The organism is Bacillus cereus group sp. BfR-BA-01310 (assembly GCF_022664325.1).
Classification (GTDB): domain Bacteria; phylum Bacillota; class Bacilli; order Bacillales; family Bacillaceae_G; genus Bacillus_A; species Bacillus_A paramycoides.
The window spans coordinates 281,325-300,068 of sequence record NZ_JAKUHD010000001.1 but is presented as its reverse complement, the minus strand read 5'-3'; the positions used below and the strand labels follow the sequence as shown (position 1 = coordinate 300,068).

Here is an 18,744-nt window from a genome sequence, read left to right as displayed (position 1 = left end):
GTAAAATAAAGAAAATTAATTATGAGTTGCATGCAAGTGAAAGAAACTTATAATAGATAAATTGTTACTATTGTAAGGGGAATCGCTTCAAGTTATAGTATGGTAGTAAAAAATGTAGTACATAGAAAGGGTAAGACATATGAGAATATTATTCGTTGGGGATGTAGTAGGATCTCCTGGTAGAGACATGATTCAACAGTACGTACCGGCATTAAAGAAAAAATATACACCTACAGTAACAATCATTAATGGAGAAAATGCTGCGGGTGGACGTGGAATTACGGAAAAAATATATCGAAACTTTTTAGAGTGCGGGGCACAAGCGGTTACACTTGGAAACCATGCTTGGGATAACCGTGAAGTATTTGAATTTATTGATGATGCAAAATATCTTGCAAGACCAGCTAACTTCCCAGAGGGGACACCAGGAAAAGGGCTTATCTTTGTAAATTGTAACGGAACAGAAGTTGCAGTTATTAACTTACAAGGACGTACTTTCCTTCCTCCAATTGATTGTCCATTCCGTAAAGTGGATGAGCTAATCAACATTGCAAAAAAACGTACAAACATTATCTTTATTGATTTTCATGCTGAAACGACAAGCGAGAAGCAGGCGTTAGGTTGGTACGTAGACGGTCGCGCTACAGCGGTAGTAGGTACACATACACACGTTCCTACAGCTGATAATCGTATTTTACCAAGCGGAACAGCTTATATTACAGATGTTGGTATGACAGGCCCGTATGATGGGATTTTAGGTATGGATCGCGAAGCGGTATTGAAGAAGTTTTTAACGAACTTACCAGTACGTTTTGAAGTAACGAATGGTAGAACACAATTAAGTGCAGTGTTAATTGATGTGGATCCTAATACAGGGAAAGCGAAGAAAATTGAGCGCATTTTAATTAATGATGACCAGCCGTTTTTTGAGTGATTTTTAACGAAAAGTTAGAGAAGTCATTATATTTTAATTTTTTAGAAAAATTACGGAAATTTAGCAGGAATACGTGCCATTCCTCGTGAATATAAGTTAAAGTGAAATAATTGCTATTACTTTTTATAGAAACGAGGAGGAAACGCGGAATGGAAATATTAAAAGTTAAAGCAACGTCGGTCCCTAATTCTGTAGCTGGTGCACTTGCAGGTGTTATTCGCGAACGCGGAACAGCAGAAATTCAAGCTATTGGTGCAGGTGCATTGAACCAAGCGGTAAAGGCAGTAGCAATTGCAAGAGGATTTGTAGCGCCTAGCGGTTTGGACTTGATTTGTATCCCAGCGTTTACAGATATTATGATTGATGGTGAAGAGCGTACAGCGATAAAATTAATTGTAGAACCTCGTTAAGTTTAAACAACCTGTTTGCATGTATGCAAACAGGTTGTTTTTATAATGGAGGAATGAAAATGAAAATTTTTGATGCTCATTGTGATGTGCTCTTTCAGTTATGGAGTGCAAAGGGAAAGAAAGATTTTCAGAATGATTCACAATTACATATTACATTTGAACAATTAAAACAAAGAAAAGGAAGTATACAATGTTTTGCTATATATGTACCAGAAACAGTAGCGTATGAAAATCGCTTTGAAGTTGCGCTACAAATGATAGATATTTTTCATAGTGAAATTCTATCGCTACCAGGAATGAAGTTTATTCAGACAAAAGATGATATTAACATGCTAAAACAGGACGAGATTGGAGCGCTATTAACATTAGAAGGATGCGAAGCTATTGGAAAAGATGCGATGAAATTACGTCTGTTTTATCGCTTAGGTGTACGTTCTTTTGGATTAACATGGAACTATGCCAATTTATTAGCTGATGGGGCACTAGAGACACGTGGTGCAGGCTTAACTAGCTTTGGTAGACAAGTTGTACAAGAGCTTAATACGTTACATGTATGGACCGATCTGTCGCATCTGAATGAAAGAAGCTTTTGGGATGTTATAGAAATTGCTGAAAATGCAATTGTATCTCATTCAAACTGTCATCAACTTTGTCAACATCCACGCAATTTAAACGATGAACAAATAAGAGCTCTCATAAAGAAAAATAGCATTATTGGTGTCACTTTCGTACCACAATTTTTAACGAATGAAAGACAAGCGAATATAACAGATATATTAAGGCATGTGGAATATATTTGTTCATTGGGTGGAGAAAAAAATACAGGGTTTGGTTCTGATTTTGATGGGATTATAGAAACTATTGTAGGTGTAGAAGCGTATAGAGATTATGAAAATATAATTAATCAATTGTGTAAAAAGTATAGTGAATCAATTGTAGAACGATTTTTGTATAAAAATTTTATTGACCGTGTTACTTTCTAAGTATTGGTTTTTAAAAATTCAGAAAAATTAAAATAAATTAACTTGAATTTATTGATTTTTTTAAGACCTAATACTAGAATGGTAAACGAAATAGCATTATACTAAAGATTCAGGGAAATCAGAAGAGGCATAATTTGCGTCCATTGTAGTTTATTTGTATAAAAAATGCTAAACTATTACTGTAAAAAAATACACTACAATGAATGCAGCCAAAAGGGGTGTAGGAGATGATTAGTCAACTTTCATGGAAAGTTGGAGGCCAACAAGGTGAAGGAATTGAAAGTACAGGAGAAATCTTCTGTATTGCATTAAACCGATTAGGATATTACCTATACGGTTACCGCCACTTCTCATCACGTATTAAAGGCGGCCATACAAATAATAAAATTCGTGTAAGTACAACAGAAGTACGCGCGATCTCAGATGATTTAGATATTTTAATTGCTTTTGATCAAGAAACAATTGATTTTAACTTCCACGAACTACGTCCAGGTGGAATTGTAGTTGCGGATGCGAAATTTAATCCGACAATACCTGATAATACAGATGTAAATCTATATGTGATACCGTTTACAGATATCGCTTCAGAATTAGGTACATCTTTAATGAAAAACATGGTTGCTGTTGGGGCATCTAGTGCGGTATTAGGGTTAGACGAGACAGCTTATTTAGAGGTTGTTGAAGAAATCTTTGGCCGTAAAGGAGAGCAAGTCGTTAAAAAGAATATGGAAGCAATTAAACGCGGCTCTCAATATATGAAAGAATTGCTTGGTGAGAAAGTAAACATGATGCAGCTTGAAAAAGCTGACGGTCAGAAACGCATGTTTATGATTGGAAACGACGCAATCGCATTTGGTGCGGTAGCTGGTGGTGCACGTTTTATGTCTGCATATCCAATCACACCTGCATCTGAAATCATGGAATATTTAATTAAAAAATTACCGAAAGTTGGCGGAACAGTAATCCAAACTGAGGATGAAATCGCAGCTTGTACAATGGCGATCGGTGCAAACTATGCTGGTGTTCGTACATTAACTGCATCTGCTGGTCCTGGGCTTTCTTTAATGATGGAAGCAATTGGCTTAGCAGGTATTACTGAAACACCGCTAGTTATTGTTGATACACAACGTGGTGGTCCAAGTACGGGCTTACCAACAAAACAAGAGCAGTCAGACTTAATGGCGATGATTTACGGAACGCATGGTGAAATTCCAAAGATCGTAATGGCGCCAAGTACAGTTGAAGAAGCTTTCTATGATATTGTAGAAGCATTCAACTTAGCGGAAGAATATCAAGTGCCTGTTATCTTCTTAACAGATCTACAGCTTTCTTTAGGAAAGCAAACAGTAGAACCACTTAAGTTAGATAAAGTTGAAATTCGTCGCGGTAAGCTTGACTTAGAAGTGGAATTACCAGAACGTGAAAATAAAGCATACTTCAAGCGTTATGAAGTAACAGAAGATGGAGTTTCACCACGTGTTTTACCTGGTATGAAAAATGGTATTCACCATGTTACAGGTGTAGAACACGATGAAACGGGTAAACCATCTGAATCAGCGTTAAATCGTAAAGATCAAATGGACAAACGTTTCCGTAAAATGGCGAACTTGCAGTTTAATACCCCTGTTTATAAAAATGCTAAGCATGATGACGCAGACGTATTGCTTGTTGGATTTAACTCAACTCGTGGTGCGATCGAAGAGGCGATGGCGCGTTTAGAGCAAGAAGGAATGAAAGTAAACCACGCACAAATACGTTTAATTCATCCATTCCCAACGGCTGAAATCGATCCACTTGTGAAAAAGGCGAAGCGTGTTGTAGTCGTAGAAAACAATGCAACCGGTCAGCTTGCTAACATTATGAAAATGAATCTTGGTAATGGTGAGAAAATTTCTAGTCTTTTAAAATATGATGGAAACCCATTCTTGCCAAAAGAGATTTACAACGAATGCAAAAAAGGGGTTGTATTAAATGGCAACATTTAAGGACTTTCGTAACAGTGTAAAACCAAACTGGTGCCCAGGTTGCGGAGACTTCTCAGTGCAAGCTGCAATTCAACGTGCGGCAGCTAACGTTGGTTTAAATCCAGATGAGCTAGCTGTTATTTCTGGTATCGGCTGTTCAGGTCGTATTTCAGGTTATATTAATTCATATGGTTTGCATAGTATTCACGGACGTGCTCTTCCAATCGCACAAGGTGTGAAAATGGCAAATCGTGATTTAACAGTTATCGCATCAGGCGGTGACGGTGATGGTTTTGCGATTGGTATGGGACATACAATCCATTCTATTCGTCGTAACATTGACATTACGTACATCGTAATGGATAACCAAATTTATGGATTAACAAAAGGTCAAACTTCACCACGTAGTGAAGCTGGATTTAAAACGAAAAGTACACCACAAGGTTCAATTGAACCATCGCTAAATGTTATGGAAATGGCCTTAACAGCTGGTGCGACATTTGTGGCGCAAAGCTTTTCAAGTGATTTAAAAGAATTAACACAAATTATTGAAGCTGGTATTAATCATAAAGGATTTTCATTAATTAATGTATTTAGTCCATGTGTTACTTACAATAAAGTAAATACTTATGATTGGTTTAAAGAGAATTTAACGAAGCTAAGTACAGTAGAAGGATATGATCCATCTAATCGCATGATGGCTATGCAAACATTAATGGAGAATAACGGGTTAGTAACAGGTTTAATTTATCAAAATACAGAGCAGCCTTCGTACCAAGAACTTGTAAAAGACTATAGTGAAAAGCCTTTAGTGCAAGCTGATTTAAATATGGATCAGAAAATGTTTGATGAGCTTGTTGCTGAATTTATGTAATGATAGAAGAGAAGGTTGCCGCTTGGCAACCTTTTTTTGAGTGAATAAAAATAATTAATAGACTTGTTTACTTGGAAAATTCAGAATGATAAAATAATATATAAATCGTTGTATAAAAATAGCATGTTCATTAAGTGTGAAATGTAATATAGGATAAACCTTCTTCTTTGTTAAAGTTGGCTAAAGGCTCTATACTATGATAATGTGTATAGGGATAAAGCAATATGCTTTTCAATAGGACAAGATGAAATAATAAAAGGGAATGTCTATTGGTGTGGGGAAGACTTCATTCTTACGGATGATTAGATCGATTAATCAAGTTTCAAAGGACAAGTTATCTCTCAAGCTATCTAACATTATTGAGATGGGTCTAAGCGCATTAAAATGGACTACAAATTGTGTATAGTTAAGGTTGAAAGGAGATTACCGATGAACGAGCAACAACGATTAGCAAGTCAACAAGCAAATTCCTCTGCGAAAAAAGAAGAGAAAGATTATAGTAAATACTTTGAAAGTGTATACCAACCACCTTCCTTGAAAGATGCGAAAAAGCGTGGGAAAGAAGAAGTTAAAATTGAACGAGATTTTGGCTTACCTGAAGAGTTCCGCAATTTTGGCGCAGGAAGAAAGTTTTACATTCGTACATATGGCTGTCAAATGAATGAGCATGATACAGAAGTAATGGCTGGGATTTTTACAACACTTGGATATGAGCCAACCTTCTCAACGGAAGAGGCAGATGTAATTTTATTAAATACTTGTGCGATTCGTGAAAATGCTGAAAATAAAGTGTTCGGTGAACTTGGTCATTTAAAATCATTAAAGCGAAGAAATCCGGATCTTTTAATTGGTGTATGTGGTTGTATGTCTCAAGAGGAATCTGTTGTAAATAAAATTATGCAAAAAAATCAGCATGTAGATATGGTGTTTGGTACACATAATATTCATAGATTGCCGTATATCTTAAAGGACGCAATGTTCTCAAAAGAGACGGTAGTTGAAGTCTGGTCAAAAGAAGGGGATGTAATTGAAAACCTTCCGAAAGTACGTCGTGGTGATATTAAAGCTTGGGTAAATATTATGTATGGCTGTGATAAGTTCTGTACATATTGTATTGTACCTTATACACGCGGAAAAGAGCGCAGTAGACGTCCGGAAGATATTATTCAAGAAATTCGCCATTTAGCTGCAAACGGTTATAAAGAGATTACATTACTTGGACAAAACGTAAATGCATACGGTAAAGACTTTGAAGATATACAATATGGTCTTGGTGATTTAATGGATGAACTTCGTAAAGTCGATATCGCACGTATTCGTTTTACAACAAGCCATCCACGCGATTTTGATGATCATTTAATTGATGTTCTTGGAAAAGGTGGTAACCTAGTAGAACATATTCACTTACCAGTTCAATCTGGTAGTACAGATATGCTTAAAATTATGGCGCGTAAATATTCACGGGAGCACTATTTAGAGCTTGTACGAAAAATTAAAGAAACGATTCCGAATGCAGTACTAACGACTGATATTATTGTTGGTTTCCCAAATGAAACGGATGAGCAATTTGAAGAAACGATGTCGCTATATCGTGAAGTAGGATTTGATACGGCATTTACATTTATTTATTCCCCGCGTGAAGGTACACCGGCTGCAAAAATGCAAGATAATGTGCCGATGGAAGTGAAGAAAGAACGATTGCAACGCTTAAATACATTAGTAAATGAATATGCAATTAATAAGAATAAGCATCATATAGGGCAAATTGTAGAAGTATTAGTTGATGGAGAAAGTAAAAATAACCCTGAAGTACTCGCGGGATATACACGTACGAATAAACTTGTAAACTTTGTTGCTTCAAAATCTTTAATTGGTCAGCTTGTGAAAGTAAAAGTAACGGAAGCAAAAACTTGGTCACTTAACGGGGAATTGGTTAAGGAGCCGATTGAGGTGAAATAATAGATGAAAGTATATACGAAAGATGAAATTGTTGAGCAAGCGAAAGAATTAGCGAAAATGATCTCTGAAACAGAAGAAGTTGATTTCTTTAAGCGAGCAGAAGCACAAATTCATAAAAATGAAAATGTAAAGCGAGCAATTGATGAAATTAAAGCTTTGCAAAAACAAGCAGTAAACTTGCAACATTATGGGAAATGGGAAGCTTTGAAAAAAGTAGAAGCTGAAATTGATGCGCTTCAAGATAAGTTAGATAATATCCCGGTTGTGCAGGAATTTAAATCTTCACAAACATATGTAAATGACTTACTACAGCTTGTTGCTAGTACCATTTCTAACAATGTAACAGATGAAATATTAGTTTCAACTGGCGGCGATGTGTTGAAGGGTGAAACTGGTGCAGCAGTTGAAAGTAAAAAAGGAAATTGTGGTTGTTAAAGAGATGTCTTATTGACATCTCTTTTTTAATGGGCTATAACGTAAATTCTTCTCAAAAAAAGAATGACACATTCCGCTATTGTCACGCATATGATTAAGTGAATAGTGATTGAGGAGGGTTACGAATGTCCGAATTTAGAGAGATTATTACAAAAGCAGTGGTTGGAAAAGGACGTAAGTATACAAAGTCAACGCATACATGTGAATCGAATAATGAGCCAACAAGTATTTTAGGGTGCTGGGTAATTAACCACTCGTACGAAGCGAGAAAGGATGGAAAGCACGTAGAAATTGAAGGTTTCTATGATGTGAACACTTGGTATTCATTTGATGGAAACACAAAGACTGAAGTTGTAACAGAACGTGTTAACTACACTGATGAAGTAAGCATTGGGTATCGTGATAAAAATTTCTCTGGTGACGATTTAGAAATTATCGCTCGTGTAATTCAGCCGCCAAATTGTTTAGAAGCTCTTGTATCACCAAATGGTAATAAAATTGTTGTGACGGTAGAACGTGAATTTGTAACAGAAGTAGTCGGGGAAACGAAAATTTGTGTAAGTGTAAATCCTGAAGGTTGCGTAGAATCAGATGAGGATTTCCAAGTTGATGACGATGAGTTTGAAGAATTAGATCCGAACTTTATTGTCGATGCAGAAGAAGAGTAATAGAAAGCTAGGGAGAAATTCTTCCTAGCTTTTTACATTACATAAGTGGTGCTGAATGAACATGATTCCTTATGAAATGTGCTATAATGGGGAAAGACTCCTAAAATAGGAGATATGGGTGTCCGTGAAGTGTGACATATATGAATATAGATTATTATGTAAGAATTATGGAGGAAAGACATGACGCAATATACCCCTATGATACAGCAATACTTAAAGGTCAAGGCAGACTATCAAGATGCCTTTTTATTTTTCCGCTTAGGTGATTTTTATGAAATGTTTTTTGAGGATGCGGTTAAAGCAGCTCATGAACTTGAAATTACATTAACGAGCCGAGATGGTGGTAGTAGTGAACGTATACCGATGTGCGGTGTACCGTATCATGCAGCTAAAAATTATATTGAACAACTTGTTGAAAAAGGATATAAAGTAGCAGTTTGTGAGCAAGTGGAAGATCCAAAAACAGCTAAAGGTGTAGTACGTCGTGAAGTAGTACAATTAATTACGCCAGGAACGATGATGGAAGGGCGTACAATAGACGAGAAAGAGAATAACTTCTTAGCAGCATTAACACATTTTGAAGATGGATCTTATGCGCTAGCTTGTAATGATTTAACGACTGGACAAAATACAGTGACGTTATTAACAGGTTCAGTAGAAGATATTTTATTAGAAGTGTATGCAACTGGTTCAAAAGAAATTGTTGTAGATTCTACATTTTCAAAAGATGAATTAAATAAATTAACTGAAACATTAAAAATGACGATTTCGTATGAAGATGCAACAACTATTCCTGAAGGGTTAGAACACCTTGTGAAAAATGTTTCACAAGCAAAGTTAATTAAAGCAATTGGACGCTTATTTAACTATGTAATCAGAACTCAAAAACGCTCACTAGATCATTTGCAGCCAGTAGAAATTTATTACACGAACCAATTTATGAAAATTGACGTGCATTCAAAACGCAATTTAGAGCTAACAGAGACTCTTCGTACGAAGGAAAAGACAGGCTCATTATTATGGCTATTAGATAAAACAAAAACGGCTATGGGTGGACGTATGTTAAAACAGTGGATGGAACGTCCACTTATCCAAAAAGAAAAAGTGGAAGAGCGTTTAGAAATGGTTGAAACATTTGTAAATGATTACTTCTTACGTGAAGATTTAAAAGAAAAATTAAAAGAAGTATATGATTTAGAACGATTAGCAGGGAAAGTTGCATTTGGTAATGTAAATGCACGGGACTTATTACAGTTAAGACGCTCTTTACTTCAAGTACCAGCTATTTTAGAAGCGATTAGTCTGTTAGATAATGCTTATGCATCAAGATTAATTCAAGGCGCGGATCCATGTGAGAGCTTAACTGAATTACTAGGAAGAAGTATTCAAGAAAACCCACCGCTTTCTATTAAAGATGGAGATATTATTAAAGATGGTTATAATGACAAGCTTGATCAATATCGCTACGTTAGTAAAAACGGGAAAACGTGGATTGCTGAGCTTGAAAAACGAGAGCGTGATATTACAGGGATTAAATCGTTGAAAATCGGGTACAACCGTATTTTCGGCTACTACATTGAAGTGACGAAAGCGAATCTTGCAGCACTTCCAGAAGGACGCTATGAGCGTAAACAAACACTTGCAAATGCAGAGCGTTTCATTACAGATGAACTGAAAGAAAAAGAAACGTTAATTTTAGAAGCAGAAGAAAAAATTGTACAATTAGAATACGATTTATTTACAGCACTTCGTGAAGAAGTAAAAGTATTCATTCCGAAATTACAACATTTAGCGAAAGTCATTAGTGAATTAGACGTACTACAAAGTTTTGCGACAGTTAGTGAAGAGGAGCAGTTTGTAAAACCTGTGTTAACAACTAAGCGCGAAATCTTTATTAAAGATGGTCGTCATCCTGTCGTTGAAAAAGTATTGAACGGGAAATTGTATGTACCAAATGATTGTATTATGCCGGAGAAGATGGATGTCTTTTTAATTACAGGACCGAACATGTCTGGTAAAAGTACGTATATGAGACAATTAGCACTAGTAACTGTTATGTCGCAAATCGGTTGTTTCGTACCAGCGACAGAAGCAGTATTACCTGTCTTCGATCAAATCTTTACGAGAATTGGTGCAGCGGATGATTTAATCTCGGGTCAAAGTACATTTATGGTCGAAATGTTAGAAGCGAAAAATGCAATTGCAAACGCATCAGAAAGAAGTTTAATTTTATTCGATGAAATTGGACGCGGTACATCTACGTATGATGGTATGGCACTTGCACAAGCAATTATTGAACATATTCATGACCAAATTGGTGCGAAAACATTATTCTCTACACATTATCATGAATTAACAGTGTTAGAAGAAAGTTTAGACCAACTAAAAAACGTACACGTTTCAGCTATTGAAGAGAATGGAAAAGTAGTTTTCCTTCATAAAATTCAAGATGGAGCGGCTGATAAAAGTTACGGAATTCACGTTGCTCAACTTGCTGAGCTTCCAGATAGCTTAATTGCTCGTGCGAAAGAAGTGTTAGCACAGCTAGAAGGACAGGAAGAAATTATTATTCCGAAACGAGTAGAAGTGAAGGTACAAGAAGTTGCCTCAGAACCAGTAGTTGTAGAAGAAGAACCAGCAGAAATACAAGAAAAGAAAGAAGAGACTGAAGAAGAGTCACAACTATCTTTCTTTGGAGGAGAACAATCTTCGAAAAAACAAGACAAGCCTGTGCTAGATCAAAAAGAAACGGCAGTACTTGCACAAATTAAAAAGATTGATTTACTTGATATGACGCCTTTAGAAGCGATGAATGAACTGTATCGTTTACAGAAAAAGTTAAAGAAAGGATGAGTAAGTAGATGGGGAAAATTCGCAAACTCGATGATCAACTCTCTAATTTAATTGCGGCAGGGGAAGTAGTAGAGCGCCCTGCCTCAGTTGTAAAAGAACTCGTGGAAAATTCCATCGATGCGAATAGTACATCTATTGAAATCCACTTAGAAGAAGCTGGGTTATCGAAAATTCGCATCATTGATAATGGGGATGGCATTGCAGAAGAAGATTGTATCGTTGCATTTGAACGCCACGCGACGAGCAAAATTAAAGATGAAAATGATCTGTTTCGTATAAGAACGCTGGGTTTCCGCGGGGAGGCCCTGCCGAGTATTGCCTCTGTAAGTGAATTAGAATTAATCACAAGCACAGGTGATGCGCCTGGTACACACCTTATCATTAAAGGTGGAGATATTATAAAACAAGAGAAAACGGCAAGCCGAAAAGGAACAGATATTACAGTACAAAACTTATTCTTTAATACACCAGCGCGTCTTAAATATATGAAAACTATTCATACAGAGCTTGGGAATATTACAGATATTGTGTATCGTATTGTGATGTCGCATCCTGAAGTATCGTTAAAGCTGTTTCATAATGAAAAGAAATTACTTCATACATCAGGGAACGGTGATGTAAGACAAGTACTTGCAGCGATTTATAGCATTCAAGTTGCGAAGAAGCTTATTCCAATTGAAGCTGAATCTTTAGATTTCACAATTAAAGGGTATGTAACATTGCCAGAAGTAACGCGAGCGTCTCGTAACTATATGTCAACGATTGTAAATGGCCGTTACGTTCGAAATTTCGTATTAATGAAAGCCATTCAGCAAGGGTACCATACATTACTGCCAGTTGGACGATATCCAATCGGTTTCTTATCGATTGAAATGGATCCAATGCTAGTTGATGTTAACGTACATCCAGCGAAATTAGAAGTTCGTTTTAGTAAAGAACAAGAATTGCTAAAGCTTATCGAAGAAACACTGCAAGCTGCATTCAAAAAAATACAGCTCATTCCAGATGCAGGTGTAACAACGAAGAAAAAAGAAAAAGATGAAAGTGTACAAGGGCAGTTCCAGTTTGAGCATACAAAGCCGAAAGAACCAACAATGCCAAATATTGTTTTACCGACTGGAATGGATGAAAAACAAGAAGAAACAACGACTGTGAAACAACCAGCACAACTTTGGCAACCGCCGAAACAAGAATGGCAACCACCACAGTCGCTTGTAAGAGAAGAAGAAAGTTGGCAACCATCCTCTAAACCAGTAGTAGAAGAAACGGTTCAAGAGGAAAAAGAATGGACTAGCAATGAAGAGGACTTTGAATTAGAGGAATTGGAAGAAGAAGTTCGAGAAATAGAAGAGATTGAAATGAATGGTAATGATTTACCGCCACTTTATCCAATTGGACAAATGCACGGAACCTATATATTCGCTCAAAATGATAAAGGATTATATATGATTGATCAGCATGCAGCACAAGAGCGCATTAATTATGAATATTTCCGTGATAAAGTGGGACGAGTTACGCAAGAAGTGCAAGAATTACTTGTACCGTATCGCATCGATTTATCTCTTACCGAATTTTTACGTGTTGAAGAACAGTTAGAAGAACTAAAAAAAGTCGGACTATTTCTAGAGCAATTCGGCCATCAATCCTTTATAGTCCGCTCGCACCCAACGTGGTTCCCGAAAGGACAAGAAACAGAAATCATCGATGAAATGATGGAACAAGTCGTCAAGCTAAAAAAAGTAGACATAAAAAAACTACGCGAAGAAGCAGCTATCATGATGAGCTGTAAAGCTTCCATTAAAGCAAATCAATATTTAACGAACGATCAAATATTCGCTTTACTCGAAGAACTTCGTACGACGACGAACCCATACACATGTCCGCATGGAAGACCGATTCTTGTGCATCATTCTACTTATGAATTGGAGAAGATGTTTAAGAGGGTTATGTAGGGTTAATAAAATTAGATGTAAGAGGGGAGCAACATATTAATGTTGCTCCCCTCTTACTATGTACACTTGTAATTGTTAAATGAGAATGGGATGGAGTATTATTGCTGTTTATTTAAATTTAAGCTCACCATACTTCATGTTATAAGTAATTCATTTCTTGGCTAGTGCGGCCTTAATTTATCTATGTATAAAAAAGCGCTGTATACCAGCACTTTTTAAAAGGTACGTGAATTGTATAATAAAGATTTATACATTGCTAAAAACGTAACTATGCATGGCCAAATATTGATTCTTATTTGGTTAATTATTATAAGGATCTATACGATTATTTATTTTTATTATTAATTTTTTCAGTGTATAGAACTTGCTCTTTGTAATGCTTTTTAATTGGGAAAGTATGTGTACCTGTGCCATTTTTGAATTTTTTATCAATGGGGTTTTTTAGAGGGATTGTTGTAGTTTCGGTAAATTCATATGGGTAATTTATTTTAGATTTATCTTCAAGCATGAAAATGCCTCCTTTTTAGGGTTTCCTAAATTCTTTACTATAACATGATATGCATATATATTTTTTTGGACTAGTTATTTATATAGGTTAATGGAATTTAATAACATAACTAATGAAATATTTTAAAGGAATACAATTCGAGAAAGATATTGTATGAATAGCAGTTGACTACTATTGTTGTTTTTAGGTTATCGTGATGTATTTGAAATTTTGAAGAGACGTGGCATATAGGTTCATCTAATAATCATTATGCGAGTTTTTTTATTTGTCAGCGAAGTAAACATTGCATATATATTCGTTATAGATTGTTTTTATAATGTAATTTATATGGGGTTTTCCTGATAATATAATGTGAAATATTATATTGTTATTAGGTTATTAGGAACATTTAATGTTGTTTCATAACTGAAAGGGAATTGAAAAAGAACTGAAACTTTTCTCATAAAAATTCAATCTTACTTGAAAAATGAAAGGAAAATGAAATTTTTCAAAAGAAATTCTTTGTTAAGATAAAAAGCATACATACAAAAAAGTATTGACATTTGGAGAAAAACGTATTTTCAAGATATAGTGGGGGAAAAGATGAGATTAGAAAAACAATTAATAAAAAAGATGTATTATGAAACATTCCTAATGGAGAATGAAACACAACCACCTCTTCAAGTACTTGGAGAATCTTATTTAAACGAAGAAAAAGATGAGATTTCCGATGGGTCTTATATTCGTTTTGCACAGGGTGAATTTTATTATCACCATCAAGATTTTGAAGCAGCTATTTTTAAATGGGAGAAAGTTAGTAATGAACTAGCACCATGGGCACAAAAAAATATTGCGGATGCTTACTTCGAACTTAACCGATTATCAGTTGCAGAAGATGTTTATACTTCCATTACTACTGATAACAAAATATTGATGACCGAAATTGGACTGCAATTACTTTCTCTTTACATCGAGCAAAATAACTTTGATTCAGCTTTCACTGTTATTAAAGAAGCAGTTTCTTTAAATCCCGATTATCCAAACGTCACAATAATTGCCCGTTCATTCTATGAGGAACAACAAGATTTTGATAGTGCAGTAGAGCTTGCTGTGAATGAGTTAATTCGAACAGAATCTTATCCGTGGTTTGAGGTTCTAAAAGGATATATCGATAAAGGATTTACTAAAAATATTTCACCAGATTATTTTTATGAAGTATTAGTTACATTAAATAATGTAGATCAAGTGCAATTTACGCAAATTGTTTCAGCACTTTGGAACAGTTATAAAAATGAACAAAATTACTTATTATGGCTTAACACAATAAATGAGTTTTTCTTACATATCGAAATACATTCGTCCGATATATGGGACAAAATTTCTTCTCTTTACGAAGAAACGTACTTTGAATTAATTCAAGGTCAATACATGCTTAGACAATTACATGATATCATTCCAAATCTGTTAACAAATTGGTTAAAGGTAGTCAATCCGTCTCATGCGGTATTTCCATCAGCAGCTGTATTGGCATGGGATGAGATTTTCCCTTCCAAAATAGATTCAGCAAATATAAAACATGCGGAAAACCTACTGTTATATTCTATTAATCATGTGGATGGCTTAGAGTATAGTTTACATCTTTTTGAATCTATTACACAGTGGGCACAAAAGCATGAAATAGAAATGGGTCACCGATTTAGATGGTTAGTTGGCGAGCTTGCAGATTTAAGAACAAATCGTATTTTAGTAACGGGAACGTCAGGAAACGGAAAAACTGCATTTATTAACTCCATATTAGGAGAAAATATATTAGAAAACTCAATCTCGAATGTAGTGGTTTTAAAAAATGATGCTCATACAGAAATTAACGCTATAACAGATGCAGCCATTACGACAACTGAGAATTTCTCTGATTACCATAATATGATGTCTCTACACCATCAAACATATAGAGATAGAGCATGTGTTGAATTTAAATTACCATGCAGATTTTTAAGCAAAAATAAACTTACATTCGTAGTTACACCTGGCTTTAATAGGAATAACGACACTAGAGATGAGATATTTGAATATCTAAATTCTGTAGACGAATTATTGTTCGTATTGAATGCGGATTCACCTTTTACTGATAAAGAACGTGACATTCTGTTAAGCATTCAAGAACATACACCAAATCTACAAATTCATTTCTTATTAAATAAAATAGATAACATTTACAGTGAAGCAGAAATAAAAAGAGTATTACATGATACGCAAGCGAGAATAAACGCATATTTCCCGCATGCGAGACTTTTCCCTTACTCTTCGTTATATACAAGTAGTCAACAACTAAATGATTTAACTGAGTTTATTCGTTTTAACTTTAACTATAAAAATATCGATGCAGAACGTACTGAAAAGCTATTGTTTTTCATTCGAAAAACAATTACATATCTTTTGGATAAACGAGTTGAGAAGGAAAACAATCTAGTGGATGTTATTAATTGGAATGAAGATATGTTAGTTAAACTAAATGGTTGTGTTAATAACCTTACTGCTTTTGAGAAGGAAAAAATTCATTTAATTACAGAATCATATCGTGCAATGAAAACTGAAATTACTAATGATCTTACTGAACGTATTCCGAAGCTATTGCAGAGTTGTTCTGATTTAATTAGTGAAGAAAGCGATTTCGGGCACATTGATATTGAACTAAATACAGCGATGAACAAAAGAGTACACAAATATTTAGAACAAACTGTATTACCTAATTTTGCTCGTTCTATGCAAAATTGGATTGAAACTTCTAATAATGAGTTCCTTCAAAGTCAATCGCACTTAGAAGAACTCAGTGAAGGACTTAATTCTTTATTTGGAGAAAATCGAATACAGTTAGAATGTGACTTTAAAGTGCTTGATGACTGGCGCAGAGATACTGATAGAATGACGACTAGAATACAAATGGAAGAAGTAAATATTTTACGCCGATTTACGCCAGCACAATTTTTACTGAAAAGTGCCGGTAAATTATTTGGGGTTCTTCCTAAAAATAAAGCTATGCTATATAACAAATACAAACAGTATTTAGAAAATGAAGATTATACCGAGGTAACGGCTTCTATTATGAAGAAATTTTTCTTGCAATTTGAGCTGTTTGAAAACACACAAGAGCGGGATATTAATATGTTCTTTAGGAATCCATTTAACTCCTTGAAACAAGCTGTAGAAAATACTCATTTAGAAATACAAGAAAAACAAGAGATATTACATAAAATGAAATCAAATCCTGAAGTTTATCATGATTCTATAACGCTCTTTGAATTGAGATTACGTCAATGTGAAGTAATCTTAAATATAGGTGAGGATAATGCCTATACAGATTTAACTTTAGAAACAACTATAGAATAAACGTAAAACAACTCCAAAATACACAATAAAAGTGGATTTTGGAGTTGTTTTTTGCTTACATCCGTATAATATGTCAGGTCTTTTTTTATATTAAATTGCATCATATGTTATAAGAGAGTAAAAAGGGGGCAACCGTAATTAGTTGCTCCCTTCGCATATATAGATTATTTTTCAGTTTCTTTAATTTTAGTTTTTACTTCTCCAGTTTTAATTTTATTCGGTAAAAGCGCGATTGGTTGTGGGGGCATAATCAGTGGGGTGGATAAAGCTTTTACTGATGTATGCTATTGCTAGATAAGTAGAGTGTTGATAAAACCTTAAATGATTTGAAATCACATTTTAACTATAATATTTTAATGTCAGATAAATATTTTCCAACATACAGACCACTTGCAGCTGCTTGAGATAATGAATGAGTCACGCCTGAACAATCTCCAATTAAAAATAACCCATTCATACTTGTTTCAAAATGGTTATTGATTTTTATTGTAGGAGCATAGAACTTTCCATCAATTCCATATAGTAAAGTATCTTGATCGATAGGTTCTTGGGTAAAGTGTTCTAAGCGTAATAAAAATTCTTTGAGTCCGTCAATATATAATGGAGGAATTTCTTTATTCAAATCTCCATAATCTCCGTATAGTGTAGGGTGTATACGATTATGTTTCATATCTTTTTCCGCAGTAGGTCGTTTCTTTATTAAGTCCTCTAAGCGCTGAATAACAATTCGATCTCGTCCTTGGTTAATGCCTTTAATAATTGAATTTGCATATACATTCGCTTCTTTGAGAGTTGGAAAATAGCGCGGAATAAATAAAGTGAAATTTAAATTAGGAGTGCCAGTTCCTTGCTCTCGAAAATTTTGACCGTCAGGCATAACTAAACCTTCCTCATACTTCCGAATAATGCGTCCTTTTGGATTCATACAGTAAGTAGTTGCTGTGAAATGATCATGTTGATAAGAAAGTTTTGTTTCAAACGTATCTTTTAATATAGAACGTAATTGGTTTTCTTTCATCTCTACTCTAATACCTAAATCTACACGGGTTTGCTTCTGTGCAATTTCAAGGGAAGAGCACATTTCTTTTAACCAATCCGTCCCAGAACGCCCAGTTGCAAATACTAATTTCTTAGAATAGACAGTTTCTTGATTTGTATATATTTTAAAATGGTCTTTCTGCTTAACGATATGTTGTACATCTATATGAAATCGGATATCTATTTTGTTACGTAAAAATTCATAGAGTTGCTGAAAAATGTTACTTGAAAGTGTAGTACCTAGGTGCCTTACTTCTGTTGTTAGCATTTGTAAACCACACGCTTCAGCTCTCTTAGTGAGATTTAGATTTTCTGTAGAATATTTTGAAACTGAACTTCCGCCAAACTGACATAGAATTTCATCTACTTCAGCCATTAGTTGCATAAAACCTTCTTTACCTACTTTTTGCTCAAGTTCTCCTCCAAATCCATTTGTATAATTAAATTTCCCTTCAGATTTTCCTAAGCCACCAAAACCGAAATATTTATCACATGTATTACAGTTACACGTTTTCCCTTGGTCTAAAGGACAATTCCGATGTTCTAGCGGTTTTCCTTTATCAAGAATTAAAACTCTTTTGTTACTTTTAGCTAATACATAAGCCGTAAAAATGGCACTAACTCCAGCGCCGATAATTGTAACATCATACATATTTTTTCACCTGCCAACGAATAGTTTGTTTGCTATTTTCCTAGTGTATAACAATTTTACAAAGTTAAGAAATAGCTTGTATTAATAAAGTTATAGTTGTGGATTTTTTGCTCACTCAATTACTCTGAATGGTGAATTAGATACAACA

General features: G+C 34.9%; 13 protein-coding genes. 11 read left to right on the top strand and 2 right to left on the bottom strand.

The genetic code is table 11. The features are described 5' to 3' along the window. Positions 1–139 precede the first annotated feature (139 nt). The 10 genes from MR109_RS01525 (at position 140) to mutL (ending at position 13,032) form a co-directional block, all read left to right on the top strand. Positions 140–934 (top strand): TIGR00282 family metallophosphoesterase, encoded by a 795-nt coding sequence (locus MR109_RS01525; protein WP_002173056.1) that lies wholly within the window; start codon positions 140–142, stop codon positions 932–934. A 149-nt stretch (positions 935–1,083) separates the two neighbouring features. Further along, entirely contained in the window at positions 1,084–1,344 is a 261-nt protein-coding gene (gene spoVS / locus MR109_RS01520; protein WP_000404341.1) for a stage V sporulation protein SpoVS, read from the top strand. A 59-nt stretch (positions 1,345–1,403) separates the two neighbouring features. Beyond that, positions 1,404–2,327 (top strand): dipeptidase, encoded by a 924-nt coding sequence (locus MR109_RS01515; protein WP_242270732.1) that lies wholly within the window; start codon positions 1,404–1,406, stop codon positions 2,325–2,327. 227 nt (positions 2,328–2,554) lie between these two features. Beyond that, positions 2,555–4,312: a 2-oxoacid:acceptor oxidoreductase subunit alpha gene (locus MR109_RS01510; protein ID WP_071718922.1), complete on the top strand. Its 1,758-nt coding sequence runs from the start codon at positions 2,555–2,557 to the stop codon at positions 4,310–4,312. Further along, the gene (locus tag MR109_RS01505) at positions 4,299–5,165 is read left to right on the top strand and encodes a 2-oxoacid:ferredoxin oxidoreductase subunit beta (RefSeq protein WP_002173053.1); all 867 of its coding nucleotides are present in this window, start codon (positions 4,299–4,301) and stop codon (positions 5,163–5,165) included. Before MR109_RS01510 ends, MR109_RS01505 begins: the two co-directional genes overlap by 14 nt. A 429-nt stretch (positions 5,166–5,594) precedes the next feature. Next, positions 5,595–7,124 (top strand): tRNA (N6-isopentenyl adenosine(37)-C2)-methylthiotransferase MiaB, encoded by a 1,530-nt coding sequence (gene miaB / locus MR109_RS01500; protein ID WP_071718923.1) that lies wholly within the window; start codon positions 5,595–5,597, stop codon positions 7,122–7,124. Positions 7,125–7,127: 3 nt separating this feature from the next. Beyond that, complete coding sequence (locus tag MR109_RS01495) at positions 7,128–7,559, top strand: YlbF/YmcA family competence regulator (RefSeq protein WP_002033698.1); 432 nt, start codon at positions 7,128–7,130, stop codon at positions 7,557–7,559. Between the two features lie 125 nt (positions 7,560–7,684). Beyond that, on the top strand, positions 7,685–8,227 hold the full coding sequence (cotE, locus tag MR109_RS01490; protein ID WP_002173051.1) for an outer spore coat protein CotE: 543 nt from the start codon (positions 7,685–7,687) through the stop codon (positions 8,225–8,227). Between the two features lie 180 nt (positions 8,228–8,407). Beyond that, positions 8,408–11,080, top strand: a complete 2,673-nt coding sequence (gene mutS / locus MR109_RS01485; protein ID WP_048371592.1) for a DNA mismatch repair protein MutS — start codon at positions 8,408–8,410, stop codon at positions 11,078–11,080. Between the two features lie 8 nt (positions 11,081–11,088). Then, positions 11,089–13,032 (top strand): DNA mismatch repair endonuclease MutL, encoded by a 1,944-nt coding sequence (mutL, locus tag MR109_RS01480; protein WP_242270730.1) that lies wholly within the window; start codon positions 11,089–11,091, stop codon positions 13,030–13,032. A gap of 325 nt (positions 13,033–13,357) precedes the next feature. On the opposite strand, the gene MR109_RS01475 is transcribed toward mutL, so the two are convergent. Beyond that, positions 13,358–13,540 (bottom strand): hypothetical protein, encoded by a 183-nt coding sequence (locus MR109_RS01475; RefSeq protein WP_048371587.1) that lies wholly within the window; start codon positions 13,538–13,540, stop codon positions 13,358–13,360. A 582-nt stretch (positions 13,541–14,122) separates the two neighbouring features. On the opposite strand from MR109_RS01475, the gene MR109_RS01470 reads away from it, so the two are divergent. Continuing rightward, a complete protein-coding gene (locus MR109_RS01470; RefSeq protein ID WP_242270727.1) occupies positions 14,123–16,906 on the top strand; it encodes a dynamin family protein in 2,784 nt (927 codons plus the stop codon). 343 nt (positions 16,907–17,249) lie between these two features. Here MR109_RS01470 and MR109_RS01465 read toward each other — a convergent pair whose 3' ends face one another. Then, on the bottom strand, positions 17,250–18,596 hold the full coding sequence (locus tag MR109_RS01465; RefSeq protein ID WP_242270721.1) for an NAD(P)-binding protein: 1,347 nt from the start codon (positions 18,594–18,596) through the stop codon (positions 17,250–17,252). Positions 18,597–18,744 lie beyond the last annotated feature (148 nt).

Excerpts from the sequence above, each read along its gene's own strand:
- MR109_RS01470 (WP_242270727.1), top strand. The coding sequence starts at position 14,123 with ATGAGATTAGAAAAACAATTAATAAAAAAGATGTATTATGAAACATTC.
- MR109_RS01525 (WP_002173056.1), top strand. The coding sequence starts at position 140 with ATGAGAATATTATTCGTTGGGGATGTAGTAGGATCTCCTGGTAGAGAC.
- MR109_RS01510 (WP_071718922.1), top strand. The coding sequence starts at position 2,555 with ATGATTAGTCAACTTTCATGGAAAGTTGGAGGCCAACAAGGTGAAGGA.
- MR109_RS01465 (WP_242270721.1), bottom strand. The coding sequence starts at position 18,596 with ATGTATGATGTTACAATTATCGGCGCTGGAGTTAGTGCCATTTTTACG.
- MR109_RS01495 (WP_002033698.1), top strand. The coding sequence starts at position 7,128 with ATGAAAGTATATACGAAAGATGAAATTGTTGAGCAAGCGAAAGAATTA.
- MR109_RS01505 (WP_002173053.1), top strand. The coding sequence starts at position 4,299 with ATGGCAACATTTAAGGACTTTCGTAACAGTGTAAAACCAAACTGGTGC.
- MR109_RS01475 (WP_048371587.1), bottom strand. The coding sequence starts at position 13,540 with ATGCTTGAAGATAAATCTAAAATAAATTACCCATATGAATTTACCGAA.
- miaB (WP_071718923.1), top strand. The coding sequence starts at position 5,595 with ATGAACGAGCAACAACGATTAGCAAGTCAACAAGCAAATTCCTCTGCG.
- spoVS (WP_000404341.1), top strand. The coding sequence starts at position 1,084 with ATGGAAATATTAAAAGTTAAAGCAACGTCGGTCCCTAATTCTGTAGCT.
- mutS (WP_048371592.1), top strand. The coding sequence starts at position 8,408 with ATGACGCAATATACCCCTATGATACAGCAATACTTAAAGGTCAAGGCA.
- mutL (WP_242270730.1), top strand. The coding sequence starts at position 11,089 with ATGGGGAAAATTCGCAAACTCGATGATCAACTCTCTAATTTAATTGCG.
- MR109_RS01515 (WP_242270732.1), top strand. The coding sequence starts at position 1,404 with ATGAAAATTTTTGATGCTCATTGTGATGTGCTCTTTCAGTTATGGAGT.
- cotE (WP_002173051.1), top strand. The coding sequence starts at position 7,685 with ATGTCCGAATTTAGAGAGATTATTACAAAAGCAGTGGTTGGAAAAGGA.